Genomic DNA, 15,349 nt, shown 5'->3' on the forward strand with positions numbered 1-15,349 from the left:
GCATGTGAAAGCTAAGTTGTTGACTATCCTGTTAAGCTTTGGATTGCTGCTTCATACAAGCGGTTGCCAGATCTCTCCTTCTAAGGAAGATATCGACCTTCAAGACCCGATCCAGCTGAACATCTGGCTTACGGCTGGATCAGGTCTTGAGCCGCTTATAGCAGAGTATCAATTGCAGCATCCCGAGCTAGAAATCCATATTCAGACCTCAACCTCCACGCAGCTTCCCGCCAAGCTGCAAACTTCATTCGCAGCAGGATATAGTTCCCCTGATGTGGCGGCCATTGATATTAGCTATTTGGATCGTTTCAAGCAGTTTCCCGATTATTTTTATAATCTAACAACATTTGGAGCGAATGATCTAAAGAATCAATTTCTGAGTTGGAAATGGCAGGAGGTGCTCGGTAATGATTTTATCTTCGGATTACCGACTGATATTGGTCCCTACGCTATGTTGTATCGGACTGACATCTTCGCGTTATCTGGACTCCCTACCAAACCTGAAGAAGTAGCAAAGCGAATCCAAACTTGGGACCAATTCCTCAAGGCCGGCACTAGAGTCCATGAGGCAACAGGCAAAGCCTTTGTCAATGACTTAGAGAATCTTTATCTAACCCTTCTGCGTCAGTCCAAGCTTCAATATTACAGCCCCACTTCCCAAGAGCTGATCATAGGAAATAATCCAGCAGTAAAAGGGGCTTGGGACTTTGCAATTCAAGCTCTGAAGCTGAATTTATCCGCAGGTATTGCTGTAGATACACAGCGCTGGGGCGCAGGTCTGCTAAACGGCGACTTTGCAGTGATGCTCTGTCCGGCTTGGATGATTGATCATATCAAGAGTAGTGCTCCAACAGCCAGCGGATTATGGAATGTAACGACCATCCCAGGAAATAGCGCTAATCGAGGTGGTTCCGTCCTTACCTTACCTAGAACAGGCAGTCATCCAGAGGAGTCATTCGCGCTTATCAGATGGTTAACCGAGCCTGCACAACAGCTAATTTCATTTAAGTCAGAAGGGGCATTTCCCTCCACGCCCGAAATTTATGACGATCCCGAGATCCATAACCTGTCTGATCCCTATTTTCCTAATTCTGAGGTTGGACGTGTCCTCTCTACAGCAGCACAAGAAGTAGTTCCCACCTACTACGGTCCGCACCACGCCGATGTAGAAACAAATATGCTCGAGTATTTAACCAAAGCCGAGCAAGGTAAGCTAGATCCCGAGCAGGCTTGGTCACTTGCCATTCAGGTAGTGCAAAAAATAGATACTTCTTTCCGCTAACCTATTCACCAAGCGTACAATAAAGGCTATCCCCAGCGCATTAATCATGCCGGGGATAGCCTTTTAGTTTCATTTAAAGTATTTATTTTTGAGCAGCCAAGAAAGCATCTAGTTGTTTTTGTTTCTCTGCAATAATCTTATCAAGTCCGGCTTTCTTCAGCTTGTCGGCGTACTTAGTCAATACGGTATCGGGATCAACAGAACCCGTATCCAAACTGATGTCATATTCATCCATAACAGCTTTACAAGCTGCCATTTCAGTCTTCATAGAGGATGCGTCGAAGTTAAAACCGAGCGCAACGGAAGCTTTACCTTTGGAGTTGAAGGCCTTGAATTGCTCCCATTTGTCTGGAGCTTCACTTTCCCATACAGGATTCAGGAATTGGCTTCCAAGCATCCAGGCAGCAGCGGTATTATAGTCACCCGTTTTCTCTGTAGCTTTAATCGTATCACCGCTAACGACATCATAATGGACACCTTTTACACCAAATACGAGCAGATTATTGATTTCTTTATCCGTGTGCAAAAGATCTAATACCATCATGGCACGAGCTGGATCACCCGAGGAAGCGGAGATCGCTAACATTGATCCTGCTGCATCACTAGTAGAAATCGTCGGTTCGTTAAAAGCAATTTGTTTCAGTTTTCCGACCAAACCTGTAGCATTAGCCAATTCACTATCTTTACCAGGTTTAAGTGATTGTACTGTCATAAAGACATTACCGGCCTTCATTGCATCTTGTGTAGAATTTGTAGCCACGGCCGCATCTTTGTTAATATAACCTTTCTTCATATATTCACGAGTAAGCTTGATGATTTCTTTGTAACGGTCCAGTTCAATCATGGATTGAATTTTAGTATCCGATGAATCCTTAAGCAGAACGCCCGGAATTGAAGCATCACCAAGCGTATCATACTGCGCCATGTACTGGGAGTTAAAGGTCTCTCCTTGCTTGAAGTACAGTGGAGTTAGGTCAGGTCTCTTCTCCTTTACGACTTTGAGCACGGCATCCAAATCTTGAATGGTCTTTACATTCGACATATCAATACCCAGTTCATCAGCAATATCGGAGCGATAAACGATCCCGCCTTGTGCTGCTAGCTCCTTATTCGTAGGAACAGCATAATTCACACCATTGATCGCAGAACCTTTTAAGAATTGCGGGTCGAGATTTTTAAGAATCCCTTGGCCATATTCGTTCAATAGGTTACCGTACTTGCCGTTATCATCATTAAGTGGGAGGTAAGCACCTTTAGCTGAATTCGTTACATAATTTTTCCATTGGGCTGTAAAAATAATATCGAATTTCTCCTGACTGGCAATCTTCAGATTAACATCATTGTCCCATGGACCCCAGTCGATCGGTGCGATATCCAATTTGGCGTTAATTTTAGGTTCCAGAAGCTTATTGATAGCGTCTTCTACAACCTGCTCATCCTTTTGAACGGCACCGACATAGATTAACTTAACAGTATAAGGATCTAATTTCTTCTCCGGTTCAGCTGTAGGATCTGCAGCGGGCTCATCTGTTGCCGCAGCATTGGTAGCGGTTGCATTTTCACTTGGCGCTGGTGAGGCTCCTTCATTATTCCCGTTATTCCCTCCGCATCCAGCTAAGCTAAGACTGAGTACTACGATAAGCATCAGCGTTAAAAGTGTGCTTGTTCGAATAGCCTTCATGTACAACATAACCTCCCTCAAAATATTTATATATGCTGAATCGGACGTTCACACACTTGCATGGAACGCCGAATTAAGCCATTCCAATCCTCATTAGCCTTTAACAGCACCAACGGTAAGTCCTTTGATAAAATACTTTTGGAAGAAGGAGTAAACGAATACGATAGGGCCGATCCCAATAACAGCCATTGCCATTCTTACTGTCTCTGTCGGCAGATTGATTTCTACACCTTGTGCAGCTAAGGCAGCCATCGCTTGAGGGCTTGCAGTCAGGAACTGAACGTTCAACATCGTCTTATACATTAGATACTGCAGATTGACATGCCCTTCGGGTGAAATAAAGATCAAGCTTAGATACCAGTCATTCCAATACGCCAAGGTTTGAAATAATCCCACTGTAGCTAGCACCGGTAACGACAAAGGCAGAATGATTTGAACGAAGATCCGAAACTCCGGTGCCCCGTCGATTTTAGCAGACTCAACTAGTGCCGGCGGGATTGTGTTTGCAAAAAAGGTTCGTAAAATGATGACAAAGAATGCTGAAACCAGCAGTGGCATAATCAGAATCCATAGCGTATCTTTCAAATGCATCATTTGAGTATAAACTAGATACCAGGGCACTAAGCCTCCATTAAACAAAAGTGTAAAAAACATAAAGAACGAAAAGAAATTACGATGTGGAAAATCCCCACGCGAGATAGGATAGGCATACATTGCCATAATTACGAGACTCAGAATCGTTCCAACCACCGTCACAAATAAGGAAACGGCAGCCGCATCTATGATTTGCCAATAATCTTTTAACAGAAATTCATATGACGAGATATCCCACTTGTTCGGGAAAAAGCTGTAGCCGTGCTGCACAACCGATTGTTCATCTGAGAACGATACGATAATCACGAGGATCAGTGGGACCACACAAATCGCCGTATAGATCCAGAAGAATATATTAATTAACAAATTGGAGATATTAGAAATTTCATTGGGTTGTCTTTGCCGTTTAGCTCTCTTTCCTGTACGACCCGACGGCCCGATTGCAGTTTCTGTCTGGCTCAACACGCCCACCTCCCTCTAAAATAACGCATCATCTTTACTTATTCGTCGTACTGCTAGATTTGCTAAGAATATCAGTAGAAATCCTACAATAGATTGAACGAGACCCGCGGCAGAGGACATCCCAATATCACCAATCGCCAGGAAGGTCTGATATACATAGGTGTCGATAACTTGCGTAGTGGAGTATAATGCTCCTGCGTTTCTAGTCACCTGAAAGAACAATCCGAAGTCTGCGTTAAAAATCCTACCAATCTGCAGTAGCGTCATTACGATGATAACCGGACTGATCAGCGGCAGCGTGATTTTGCGAATCTGCTTCCATTTAGAAGCACCGTCAATCAGCGCAGCCTCATAATATTCGTGATCTATGCCGATGATCGCAGCCATATAAATGACCGTCGTATAGCCAATCTCCTTCCACAGCTTTACTATCACTAGAATCCCCGGCCAATATTGCGACTGCGAATACCATTCAATTGGATCAACCCCAAAGAACGGAAGCAGTGTCTTGTTCATGAACCCGTGCTCAGCACTCAGAAAGCCGTATACTAAATAACTGACGACGACCCATGAGAGAAAATATGGGAGAAACATCGCACTCTGATGGAATTTTGATAGCCATCTGCTGCGCATTTCGTTAAACATAATCGCAAAAGCCAGTGAAAAAAATAGTGTGAGTACAATAAACGCAGTGTTGTACAATAGGGTATTTCTTGTAATGATCCACGCCGTCTCTGTCGAGAATAAATATTTGAAGTTCGAGAACCCGACCCAATCACTGCCTAGAATGCCCTTCTGGTAATTGATATCCTTAAAAGCAATTACCGTCCCTAACATCGGTATGTAGTTATTGATGATCAGAATAATAATGGCTGGGAGCATCATCAAATAGAACACCCAATATTTCTTCATTACTCTCAGAAAATTCGGCACTCTCCCCCTGCCGCGTTTTTTTACTTCTGATAAGCTGACGGAAGGATTCGTCACACTCATGTTCTGTTCCCCCATTTCCCCATCATCCTAATCTAGAGCCTTTTTCACGCTTGCTTGGCTATCGCCTTGCACTTCCTTCTTACACTCTAATTAAAACATATGATAAATTTTGGGAGTATAGGGAGCATATTATATTTCTATAAAAAAAGAGATGATTATCCTTAATAACTAAGGATAATCATCTCTACTGTTTAAAATCATTAAATTGGTTATAACTTATGTACCTTTATCACAGCCGCAGGCTGGTCGATAATCTCTTCTTTCCCCTAAGGAGTCCCCACAACCGCAGGAGTGGGACGACCCCATACCCACAACGAAGTGTGGTGAGGGAGAAGGAGCGGAGAGGAAGTTTGGAACTGTAGGAGCGTAGCGTTCGCCTAAAAGCTTTCCTTGGAAAGCTACCTCGGAAGCATATGCTTTCATTGGATTTCAACCGCGAGCAGCGGTTTCCAATCAAGAAATCCGAGGATAACAGCGACCGAAAGTCCAAACATTCCTCCGTAGTGACGCTTACCTCACCATGCTGAGTAACAGACATTCCTTGCAGTGACGCTAAACATCACCATACGCCGCCGACCTCATAACACTTCGGTTCGGCACCGGTCACGATACTCCTTAGGAGACATCCCCGTCTGCTTCTGAAATACCTTCGTGAAATAACGTCGTTCCTGATAACCGACTCCGGAACCAATCACCGTAATGCTCTTATCGCTGTTAGTAAGCATAAACTTGGCAGCTTCAATTCGTTGTTGTGTTACGTATTCCACGAAAGTCATTGCAAAACGGTTCTTAAACAAGAGGCAGAAGTAACTGCCACTAATGCCGATCTTATTCGCCACTTCCTCAATCCCGATATCTGAATGAAGATGTTCAGTGATGTATTGAGCGGCCAAGTTCATTAGCTGATCCGGCGTTTTTTTGCCATTGTCAACTTCAGGAATCTCCTGAAACAAAGGGATACTATTATACAGTTTATTCTTAAACTGTTTACTACGGATATTAGCTCCGATCTCACGTACCTTATTGCCAAGCTCCTCATAATGTATCGGCTTACAAATGTATTCTTTTACCCCAAGCCGGATCGCTTCCCGTGCATAGTCAAATTCCTGATACCCGGTAAGAAGTAGTACCTCACTATCCAATCCCAATTCCCGCAGCTTTCCTACAAAAGTTAACCCGTCCATCACTGGCATACGAATGTCACTCAACACAAGATCGGGTTGCTCCTCTTCAGCAATGCGCAAGGCGTCCATACCGCTTCGCGCCATACCGACGACCTCCATTCCCATCTCCTGCCATGGCAACACTCTCTTCAGATTATTCAGAATTGGGGCTTCGTCATCTACCAATAATACTTTTAGCATAATGATCTTCCCCCTGCTCGTATTTAGGTATGACACATTGAATAATAGTACCATATCCTGGACTGGAACAAATAAATATTCCATATCTGTCACCGTATTCAATGCGGATGCGATCCGCTACACTGCGAATGCCAAGGCCTCTACGTTCAAGATTCATCCGGTTTTCCCGTTCAACTTCAACCTCTTGCTCCACAGGATCATTCACAATATATTGGAAAATAGACAACTGAGAGGGTGTAATTCCAATACCGTTATCTTCAATTCGTAAAATTAAGTCCCCTTGCTTCTCCCAAACTCTCACAGAAACTTGACCTTTGTAATCAATACCCTCAAATCCATGTTGAATGCTATTCTCTACAAGCGGTTGCAAAGTAAGCTTTAAAATGCCGCAACTCATCAATTCTTGTGGGATATCAATATCGTATTCAAATAAATCCTCAAATCTAAATTTTTGAATATCCAAATAATTGCGCAGATGTTTAATCTCTTCATCCAGTGTAATTTCTTCTCGATCCTGAATGCTAATACGTAAAATACTTGCCAGTCGGTAGACCATCTCACTGACTTTCTTGCCTTCATTCTGTATAGCCAGAACATTAATCGACTCTAACGTATTGAATAAAAAATGCGGTTTAATCTGAGCCTGTAGAACACGCATCTCGGCTTGATTCTTGCGACGCTGTTCCAAATGGATTCTGTTAAACAATCGGTTAATTTTATCCATAAGATCATTAAAGCCTTTACCAAGAAGCGTTAACTCATCATTCCCCTTCACTTCTACCCGCGAAGTTAGATCTCCATCCTCAACACGTCGCATAAAACGAACAATTACGGCGATTGCACCAGTAATGCGATTCATAAAGAATAGATTGAAGATCACTGCTGCCAAAAAGCAAAGGAAGATAACCCCAACAAACCAGCGTGCAAATACTGTAACTTCTCGAGATAAAGAGTCCCATGAGGTTACAGACACTAGACTCCAAGGATAATCTTTCAAATGATACATGGAGAGAATACTTTTCTCCCCGTTATACTCTGTTTTAAAACTCTGAAACCCTTTTTTGAAGGTAATCTCTTTATTCGCGAATGACTGAATATCCTGCCCATCCAGCTTTTGATCTGGGTCAAATAGAATCATTCCGTCATCATTTACTAGCATAAACGAAACATCCTGATTACTATCCCCAATTTTTAAATTGCGAAATATCGATTCGAGCTCCCAATTTTTGATCTGTACAACAAGAATACCTATGTTCTGAAAGAAGCTCAGTTCCTTCACGAGTCGAATTTGTGTAAACACAGGTTCAGTTCCTGTAAGTTCGGGATACTCATGAGGAGCCAGCCATTTTGGCACGCCATTCAAATCCATTACTTCCTGGTACAAATCACTTTTTTTGAAAGTATCATAGGGTAGCGTTCGGAAATTTTCCTTATTAAAAAGCGACACGATTTCAGAGTTACCTCTACCGTTAAAATTGTATAAAAAAGCATAGCTAATCGATGGATGGTTAAACAACAGACTACGGAAATTGCGCTGGCTTGCATTCAAATTGAGTTGCTCAGCATCAGTCAAATCTTGATTAGAAGGATCTTCTGCGCTAAGTGCCATATGAAAAACCGAGGTAGCAATTCCGTTGTCTGTAACGTTATCCATATCTTTTAACACATTTGAAATACTGTAACTAATTGCTTTGAGCGAGTATTCCGACTGTTGACTGTACTTCTTCTCAATTGAGTTATAAGTCACGAAAAACATAAGCATGCCTAGAATAAATAAGGGAATGATTATCAGGCCCAAAAATGCCGTAAATAATTTATAGCGCAAATTCATCGGCTAGTGCTCCTGACTGAGAAAAAAAGTTATCCTTTTACGCCACCCGCAGTTACGCCTTCAATAATTTTTTCCTGTAAAATCGCATAAATCACAATTACTGGCAGAACGCTGAAGACGATACCCGCTGACATTTGTGCATAGTTCATCTGATATTGATCACGGAATTGAACCATACCCACTGGGAGCGTACGTAGTTCATCATTTGATAGGAAGTAGTTTGCCAGCAAGAATTCGTTCCAATTGCCCAGGAAATTAACAATGAATACAGTAACCATGGCAGGTACGGTTAGAGGTACAATAATTTTAGCAAAGATACCTGGTGCCTTCAACCCATCCATGACCGCTGCCTCTTCAATTTCTCTAGGCAACGAGCGCATAAATGCAGCCAATATAATTATCGTAAACGGAATTGCATTCGCGATATAAGGGATAATCAATGCCCAGTGTGTATTCAGAATTCCCATCTTACGTACAATCGTATAAATAGGAAGCATCAATGCGTTGTTTGGAATGAGCATTCCCACCATAACTAAGGTGAACAAAATCGTATTCCATTTGCCTTGGCGCATCCGAGTAACTGCAAAAGCAAACATAGACGCTAGAATGATAGATACTACAGAAGCCAATATGGAAATGTACAAACTGTTAAAAAAGTAGGTGCTGATCTTGGCATTTACCCAAGCTTCAACGTAGTTATTGAAGACGAACTCCTTTGGAATCCCAAAAGGGTTAAGTGCTATTGCATTGTTATCCTTTTTCACAGAGGAGAATAACACGAACAGGAAAGGAAATAGAATAACTAGTAGATAGGACAATAGTGCGACGTGTGGCAGACTTTTTTTCAGGGCGCGTGGCATCAGTATTCAATCCTTTCTGTGCGTCGGGCTATCAGCAGCTGATAAATAGCTGTAACCACCAATGTAAATACAAAGATCAGGACTGCAATGGCATTACCGTACCCGTACTTAAAGTTAGTGATAGCATATTTAATCATGTAAGTTGCCATTACATCGGTTGAACCAGCAGGTCCACCCTTAGTCATTACAATGACGATATCCGCCGCTTTCATTGCTCCAGCAATGGACAACATGATTACAACAGAAATGATCGGAACAATTAAAGGAAGCGTGATACGTGTAGCACGTTGGAATCCAGTTGCGCCATCAATGGCAGCTGCTTCATCCAATTCACCTGGTATCGACAGAATAGCTGCAAGTACCATTACAATGTAGAATCCGGTCCATTGCCAAGCATTCGTGATCAGGATGGATAACATTGCGAATCTTTCATCCGACAGCCAGTAAAGTGGATCAATACCAACTAAGCCTAGAACCTTATTTAAAAGTCCAATGTTGGGCTCATAAATGAAGCCCCATAGAATACCGATAACTGCTGTAGACATAATAGAAGGCATGAAGACCGCTGTCTTATACAAGCCTTTTAGCTTCTTTACATTCGATATCAATAACGAGAAGAATATGATTAACGGTACCTGTACAAAACAGGAGAAAAGAATAAAGAAACCGTTATTTTTGACAGATATCCAGAATCGCTCGTCTCCTAATGCCTTCTCAAAATTACTGATTCCGGCAGACTTGACTGTGTCAGATACCCCATTCCAGCTAGTAAAGCTGTAATAGATTGAACTAAAGATGGGATAGATGAAGAACATCGTGAACAAGATCAGTGCTGGAAGAATAAAAAGGAAAAATACCAATGGATTTCTTAGTGCTTTATTCATGACTACCTCCGGTTGCTTTGACATCTGGCGAACAATGAATGTTTTAGATCTTTGCAAACACATAATTTCTTTGAGTTTAAAAATGTACCCTGGTTCTGGCACCAGGGTACATTCAATTTGCAGCTACTTATTCAACTGCTGCGTTTGCTTCTTCTTGTACCTTCTGTAAAGCTTCGCCCATTTTCTCTGGAGTTGTCTGACCACCAATTAGCTTTTGAATTTGAATGTTACTGATTTCTGTAGTTACATCAGCTTGAACAAGTGAGTCAAATGCTGGGAACGAAGATTGTGAGTTATTAAGTACACCTACGATTTCGCTCATCAGATCATCCGTAATATTTTCATTCAGCACGTTTTGATCAATTTTCATTGCTGGCAGTACGCCATCTTCAACAAGACCACGTAATTGCATTTCTTCGTTAAACAAGTTTTTGATGAAAGATTTCACAGCAGCCAATTGACGTGGATCTTTCTCAGCAGAAGCAGAGAAACCGTAGCCATTGTTCACATCACGCATCAATGCAGTTTGGTCACCTACGCCACCATCAACTGGAGGAATATTGAAGAATCCAACTTTACCGATCAACCCTTCGCCAGATTGTCCTTCTTTAAATACGGAAGATTTCCAAGTACCATCATACAAGAGGATTGCTTCGCTACTAGTGAATTGTGTTGTATATTCAGCATACTCGAAACCAAGTTCGCCTTTTTTGAAGTATCCTTTGTCAACCCATTCTTTGTACTTCGCAAAACCTTTTACAACGTTTGGATCAGTCCATTTAGCTTCGCCTGTTGCAAACTTAGCAGTTACATCTGGACCTGCATAACGTGACCACAAGTGGTTAGCTAGCATAAGTGGTACCCAACCAGCCTTAGATGCACCAGCCAAAGGTACTTTGCCGTCAGCCTTGATGTCAGCCAATTGTTGTTCCAATTCAGCAAATGTTGTTGGAGCTTTCCAACCCTTGCTATTGTAGTATTCTTTGTTGTAGAAGAAGCCTTCACCAGATCCACCGATAGGCAATCCGTAAATTTTTCCTTCATAAGTGAAAGGATCAAGATTTGAGAATTTATCCTTAATTCCAAGTTCCTCTAGGATTGGAGTCAGATCGAGTAATTTACCTTCTTTAGCATAGATCTTAGAGTCAGGGCTTCCGAAAAGATCGAAGATCTCTGGTGGATTACCTGCAGCCATTTCACCACGTAATTTTTCTTTACGGTTTACATCTGAATCTACTCCATCAAGCTTAAAGGTCAGACCCGGTACATCGCCTTCTACCTTTTTCACTACTTCTTGCAGAATAGCTAAACGTTTCTGTTTGTCGGCACCGATTTGAGTGTGACGAATCGTCATTTCGAACGGCTCGCTACTAACCGGTTCTTCTGTTGCTGGAGCATTTGTAGCATCCGCTGAATTCGTCGCGGTAGCGTTTCCATCTCCTTTGTTAGAAGATGCATTGTTGTTGCCTCCGCAACCTGCCAGTAAAGCTGATGATACAAAAATCAGGGACAATAGCAAAGTCATACCTTTTTTCATTTCTTGTGACCCCCCATATAATGTTGTGCTTTACACTTCTTATTATAGAAAACAGATTCCATTCTCGTAAGGTTAAGATTCATCCACTATAGGGATAAAAATCTCTAATGAAAGCGGAATCAACTACATGATATGTAATATAATATAACTTTATTTCAGTAATGATTACGATCAAAAGCTTTATGGCGTAATTTAACCATACATATACTTAGAAAAAAATAATTAAAACTCAATATAATGACATAATATCTATCACAACAAATTCCCAACTGGTTAATTAACAGCTGTAAATATATCATTTTTTTAAAGCGAAAATACAAAATTACCCCTTTAAATGACATCAGACGTCCCTCATAACAAAAAAACCGTTCCTTCAGCAGTAAATCACTGAAGGAACGGCTCCACTTAATGTAGGTATAAATTATACCAATGCTGTCTGCTTACGACCTTCTTCGACTAAGCGGTATGCCCGCTGAACTTCTTCATCCGTAGGGGATGGCACTCCATCCAATTCATAAGCCTTGCCGAGCATTTCCCATTTATAGATACCCATTTGATGATAAGGTAAGATTTCAAATTTCTCAACGCCATTTAAGGTTCCAATATAACGACCTAGATTGATAAGGTCCTCTTCACGGTCATGAATGCCTGGAACATATACATGTCTAATCCACATCTTTCGGTTATGATCTGACAGCCAACGTGCAAGCTTCAAGGTCCGATCATTAGATTTACCAGTTAACTTAATGTGTGCTTCTTCATCAATATGCTTCAAATCGAGCATCACCAAGTCCGTAACATCCAATAGGTCATTAATCTTGTCACCTTCGTTATAACCATTACTATCTAATGTGGTGTGCAGATTCCAACGCTTCTTAACTTCCGTAAATAATTGTTTTACAAATTGCGCCTGCAAAGTTGGTTCTCCGCCGGATACTGTTAACCCACCACCGGATGAACGATAGTAGTTTAAATATGGCTCGATCTCCGAAAGCACTTCTTCTAGAGTCATTTCCTTACCTTCATCTAAAGCCCAAGTATCAGGGTTATGGCAATACTGGCATTTCAGCAAGCACCCTTGCATAAATAAGACAAATCGAATACCAGGTCCGTCAACGGTTCCAAAGGTTTCCAAAGAGTGTATGCGACCTTTAATCATAGGATGTCATCCTTTCTCCAGGACTGACTAACAGTCCATCTTTCACGAAGAAGAATCCCTGCCCTTAAGACTGTGTTCTCCTTAATCGCGACCGTAAAATTTAAAATTTTAATGATTCTTGAACAAGATATTACCGCCCTTGAAACAAGAGCGGTAATTCCTTGCAAATATTTTAGAGCATATCTCAATGAAAGATCTTTATAAATATAAACAAATTACATTGAACCGTGGAAAGTACGGTTAATTACGTCCATTTGTTGTTCGCGAGTCAACTTGATGAAGTTAACTGCATAACCGGATACACGGATAGTCAATTGTGGATAGTTCTCAGGGTGATCCATAGCGTCCATCAGCTGTTCACGGTTAAATACGTTAACGTTCAAATGCTGAGCATTATTATGGAAGTATCCGTCCATCATGTGTACCAGGTTAGACTTACAGGATTCATCATCTTTACCCAGTGCCTTAGGTACGATAGAGAACGTATTGGAGATACCATCTTGTGCATCAGAGTAAGGCAGTTTGGCTACAGAGTTCAGTGAAGCCAGAGCACCTTTCTTGTCACGTCCATGCATTGGGTTAGCACCTGGTGCAAATGGTTCGCCTTTTTTACGTCCGTCAGGTGTTGTACCTGTCTTCTTACCGTACACTACATTCGAAGTAATGGTCAATACCGATTGAGTCGGTACAGCATCACGATATGTTTTGTGTTTACGGATCATAGACATGAAGGTTTCAACCAATTCTACTGCGATGTTGTCTACAGCATCGTCATTGTTACCGTAGCAAGGGAATTCGCCTTCAGTTTCGAAGTCAATTGCAATACCTTGTTCGTTACGGATTGGTTTAACCTTCGCGTATTTAATAGCACTCAGTGAGTCAGCTGCAACGGACAGACCAGCGATACCGCAAGCCATTGTACGCAGAATGTCGCGATCATGCAGTGCCATTTCGATACGTTCGTAAGAATATTTGTCATGCATATAGTGAATGATGTTCAAAGTGTTAACATAAGTCTTAGCCAACCACTCCATCATCGGTTTGAAGCGTTTCATTACTTCGTCATAATCTAGATATTCAGAAGTGATAGCTGGGAATTCCGGTCCAACTTGTGCTCCGGATTTTTCGTCTTTACCACCATTAATAGCATACAGTAAAGCTTTTGCCAGGTTGGCACGAGCGCCGAAGAACTGCATTTGTTTACCGATACGCATTGGAGATACGCAGCAAGCAATCGCATAATCTTCACCCCAGTATGGACGCATTAGATCGTCATTTTCATACTGAATTGCACTAGTTTCGATAGAAACCTTAGCACAATATTTTTTGAAGCCTTCAGGCAATCTTTCGGACCAAAGTACAGTTAAGTTTGGTTCCGGAGCTGGACCCAAGTTGTACAGGGTGTTCAGGAAACGGAAACTGTTCTTGGTAACACGAGTGGTTCCATCTTCAGCCATACCACCGATGGATTCAGTTACCCAAGTAGGGTCGCCGGAGAACAGGTCATTATAGTCAGGTGTACGCAAGAATTTCACGATACGCAGTTTCATTACGAAATGATCGACAATTTCTTGTACTTGTTCTTCAGTCAAAGTACCTTCTTCAATATCGCGTTCTGCATAAATGTCTAGGAAGGAAGAAACACGTCCCAGGGACATCGCTGCACCATTTTGTTCTTTAACTGCTGCCAGATATCCAAAGTATACCCATTGAGTAGCTTCTTTGAAGTTCATCGCTGGTTTGGAAATATCCATGCCGTGAGCAGCTGCCATTTCTTTCAATTCGCCCAGTGCACGAATTTGCTCGGACAGTTCTTCACGTAAACGAATTACTTCTTCTGTCATGGAATCAACTTCAAGCTCAGCTAGTTGTTGCTTTTTGTCTTTAATCAAGAAATCAATACCGTACAGAGCTATGCGGCGGTAGTCGCCGATAATACGTCCACGGCCGTAAGCATCAGGAAGACCTGTGATAACGCCGGATTTACGCACTGCTCTCATGTCTGGTGTATATGCATCAAATACGCCTTGGTTATGCGTTTTGCGAATGTTCGTGAACATGTCAACGATGTTTTGTGGAAGCTCGAAGCCATAAGCCTTCGTAGCATCAACCATCATCTTGATCCCGCCGAATGGCTGGATGGAACGTCTGAAAGGAGCGTCAGTCTGCACGCCTACAATTTGTTCCTTGTCCTTGTCAATGTAGCCTGGAGCATGTGAAGTGATTGTGGAGACAGTATCTAGGGAAACATCCCATACGCCGCCTCTTTCTCTTTCTTCCTTGCTCAGTTGGGAAATAATCTTCCACAGTTCAGTTGTGTTACTAGTAGGACCTACGAGGAACTCTTCGTTACCTTCATAAGGCTTAATGTTACTAGCGATAAAGTTGTTAACGTCAACTTTCTTGGACCATTTACCTTTTGTAAAACTTCTCCAACCGGATTTCACTTCATTTACTTCTTTTTCAATCACCGACATGCTAAATCCCTCCATCTATATTTATTATATTTGTAGAGATCGCGGGCTTGAAGGTTGATCCCGTGTCTCGTGATCCCCAAAAGATGTGGTTGTTCCAAATTTCACAATCAACATTTCATATGTGGGACCGTTGTTTATATAAACATTCTAGTTTATTTTCTATAAAAACACTGTGACAAATATCACCTTTCGAGTGATATTTGTCACCTTTATCTAAGTCCACAA

The 15,349-nt window shown here is 41.8% G+C and carries 11 protein-coding genes; 1 reads left to right on the forward strand and 10 read right to left on the reverse strand.

The features are described 5' to 3' along the window. Nucleotides 1–4: 4 nt before the first annotated feature. Entirely contained in the window at nt 5–1,282 is a 1,278-nt protein-coding gene (locus H70737_RS21480; protein ID WP_197071239.1) for an ABC transporter substrate-binding protein, read from the forward strand. An 82-nt stretch (nt 1,283–1,364) separates the two neighbouring features. Here H70737_RS21480 and H70737_RS21485 read toward each other — a convergent pair whose 3' ends face one another. The 10 genes from H70737_RS21485 to pflB all read right to left on the reverse strand — a co-directional run bounded on the left by H70737_RS21485 (nt 1,365) and on the right by pflB (nt 15,124). After that, nucleotides 1,365–2,963: an ABC transporter substrate-binding protein gene (locus H70737_RS21485; RefSeq protein ID WP_042190512.1), complete on the reverse strand. Its 1,599-nt coding sequence runs from the start codon at nt 2,961–2,963 to the stop codon at nt 1,365–1,367. A 93-nt stretch (nt 2,964–3,056) separates the two neighbouring features. Continuing rightward, nucleotides 3,057–4,019, reverse strand: a complete 963-nt coding sequence (locus H70737_RS21490) for a carbohydrate ABC transporter permease (RefSeq protein WP_231573325.1) — start codon at nt 4,017–4,019, stop codon at nt 3,057–3,059. Nucleotides 4,020–4,034: 15 nt separating this feature from the next. Next, entirely contained in the window at nt 4,035–5,027 is a 993-nt protein-coding gene (locus H70737_RS21495; RefSeq protein WP_231573326.1) for an ABC transporter permease, read from the reverse strand. A gap of 563 nt (nt 5,028–5,590) precedes the next feature. After that, nucleotides 5,591–6,376 carry a response regulator transcription factor gene (locus H70737_RS21500; protein ID WP_042190514.1) on the reverse strand — a complete coding sequence of 262 codons (786 nt, stop codon included), beginning with the start codon at nt 6,374–6,376 and terminating at the stop codon, nt 5,591–5,593. Further along, on the reverse strand, nt 6,351–8,207 hold the full coding sequence (locus H70737_RS21505; protein ID WP_042190517.1) for a cache domain-containing sensor histidine kinase: 1,857 nt from the start codon (nt 8,205–8,207) through the stop codon (nt 6,351–6,353). The genes H70737_RS21500 and H70737_RS21505 overlap by 26 nt, the downstream gene beginning before the upstream one ends. Before the next feature lie 29 nt (nt 8,208–8,236). Further along, entirely contained in the window at nt 8,237–9,067 is an 831-nt protein-coding gene (locus H70737_RS21510; protein ID WP_042129876.1) for a carbohydrate ABC transporter permease, read from the reverse strand. Then, nucleotides 9,067–9,951, reverse strand: a complete 885-nt coding sequence (locus H70737_RS21515) for a carbohydrate ABC transporter permease (protein ID WP_042190519.1) — start codon at nt 9,949–9,951, stop codon at nt 9,067–9,069. The genes H70737_RS21510 and H70737_RS21515 overlap by 1 nt, the downstream gene beginning before the upstream one ends. Nucleotides 9,952–10,078: 127 nt before the next feature. Then, nucleotides 10,079–11,488 carry an extracellular solute-binding protein gene (locus tag H70737_RS21520; RefSeq protein WP_042190521.1) on the reverse strand — a complete coding sequence of 470 codons (1,410 nt, stop codon included), beginning with the start codon at nt 11,486–11,488 and terminating at the stop codon, nt 10,079–10,081. 421 nt (nt 11,489–11,909) lie between these two features. After that, the gene (gene pflA / locus H70737_RS21525; protein WP_042190523.1) at nt 11,910–12,647 is read right to left on the reverse strand and encodes a pyruvate formate-lyase-activating protein; all 738 of its coding nucleotides are present in this window, start codon (nt 12,645–12,647) and stop codon (nt 11,910–11,912) included. A gap of 215 nt (nt 12,648–12,862) precedes the next feature. Then, on the reverse strand, nt 12,863–15,124 hold the full coding sequence (gene pflB / locus H70737_RS21530; RefSeq protein WP_042190525.1) for a formate C-acetyltransferase: 2,262 nt from the start codon (nt 15,122–15,124) through the stop codon (nt 12,863–12,865). Nucleotides 15,125–15,349: the final 225 nt, after the last annotated feature.

Source organism: Paenibacillus sp. FSL H7-0737, assembly GCF_000758545.1.
GTDB lineage: Bacteria > Bacillota > Bacilli > Paenibacillales > Paenibacillaceae > Paenibacillus_AQ.

What these genes read in the sequence shown, in the direction of transcription:
- H70737_RS21515 (WP_042190519.1), bottom strand. Translation starts at nt 9,951, where the DNA reads ATGAATAAAGCACTAAGAAATCCATTGGTATTTTTCCTTTTTATTCTT.
- pflA (WP_042190523.1), bottom strand. Translation starts at nt 12,647, where the DNA reads ATGATTAAAGGTCGCATACACTCTTTGGAAACCTTTGGAACCGTTGAC.
- H70737_RS21495 (WP_231573326.1), bottom strand. Translation starts at nt 5,027, where the DNA reads ATGGGGGAACAGAACATGAGTGTGACGAATCCTTCCGTCAGCTTATCA.
- pflB (WP_042190525.1), bottom strand. Translation starts at nt 15,124, where the DNA reads ATGTCGGTGATTGAAAAAGAAGTAAATGAAGTGAAATCCGGTTGGAGA.
- H70737_RS21505 (WP_042190517.1), bottom strand. Translation starts at nt 8,207, where the DNA reads ATGAATTTGCGCTATAAATTATTTACGGCATTTTTGGGCCTGATAATC.
- H70737_RS21500 (WP_042190514.1), bottom strand. Translation starts at nt 6,376, where the DNA reads ATGCTAAAAGTATTATTGGTAGATGACGAAGCCCCAATTCTGAATAAT.
- H70737_RS21520 (WP_042190521.1), bottom strand. Translation starts at nt 11,488, where the DNA reads ATGAAAAAAGGTATGACTTTGCTATTGTCCCTGATTTTTGTATCATCA.
- H70737_RS21510 (WP_042129876.1), bottom strand. Translation starts at nt 9,067, where the DNA reads ATGCCACGCGCCCTGAAAAAAAGTCTGCCACACGTCGCACTATTGTCC.
- H70737_RS21485 (WP_042190512.1), bottom strand. Translation starts at nt 2,963, where the DNA reads ATGAAGGCTATTCGAACAAGCACACTTTTAACGCTGATGCTTATCGTA.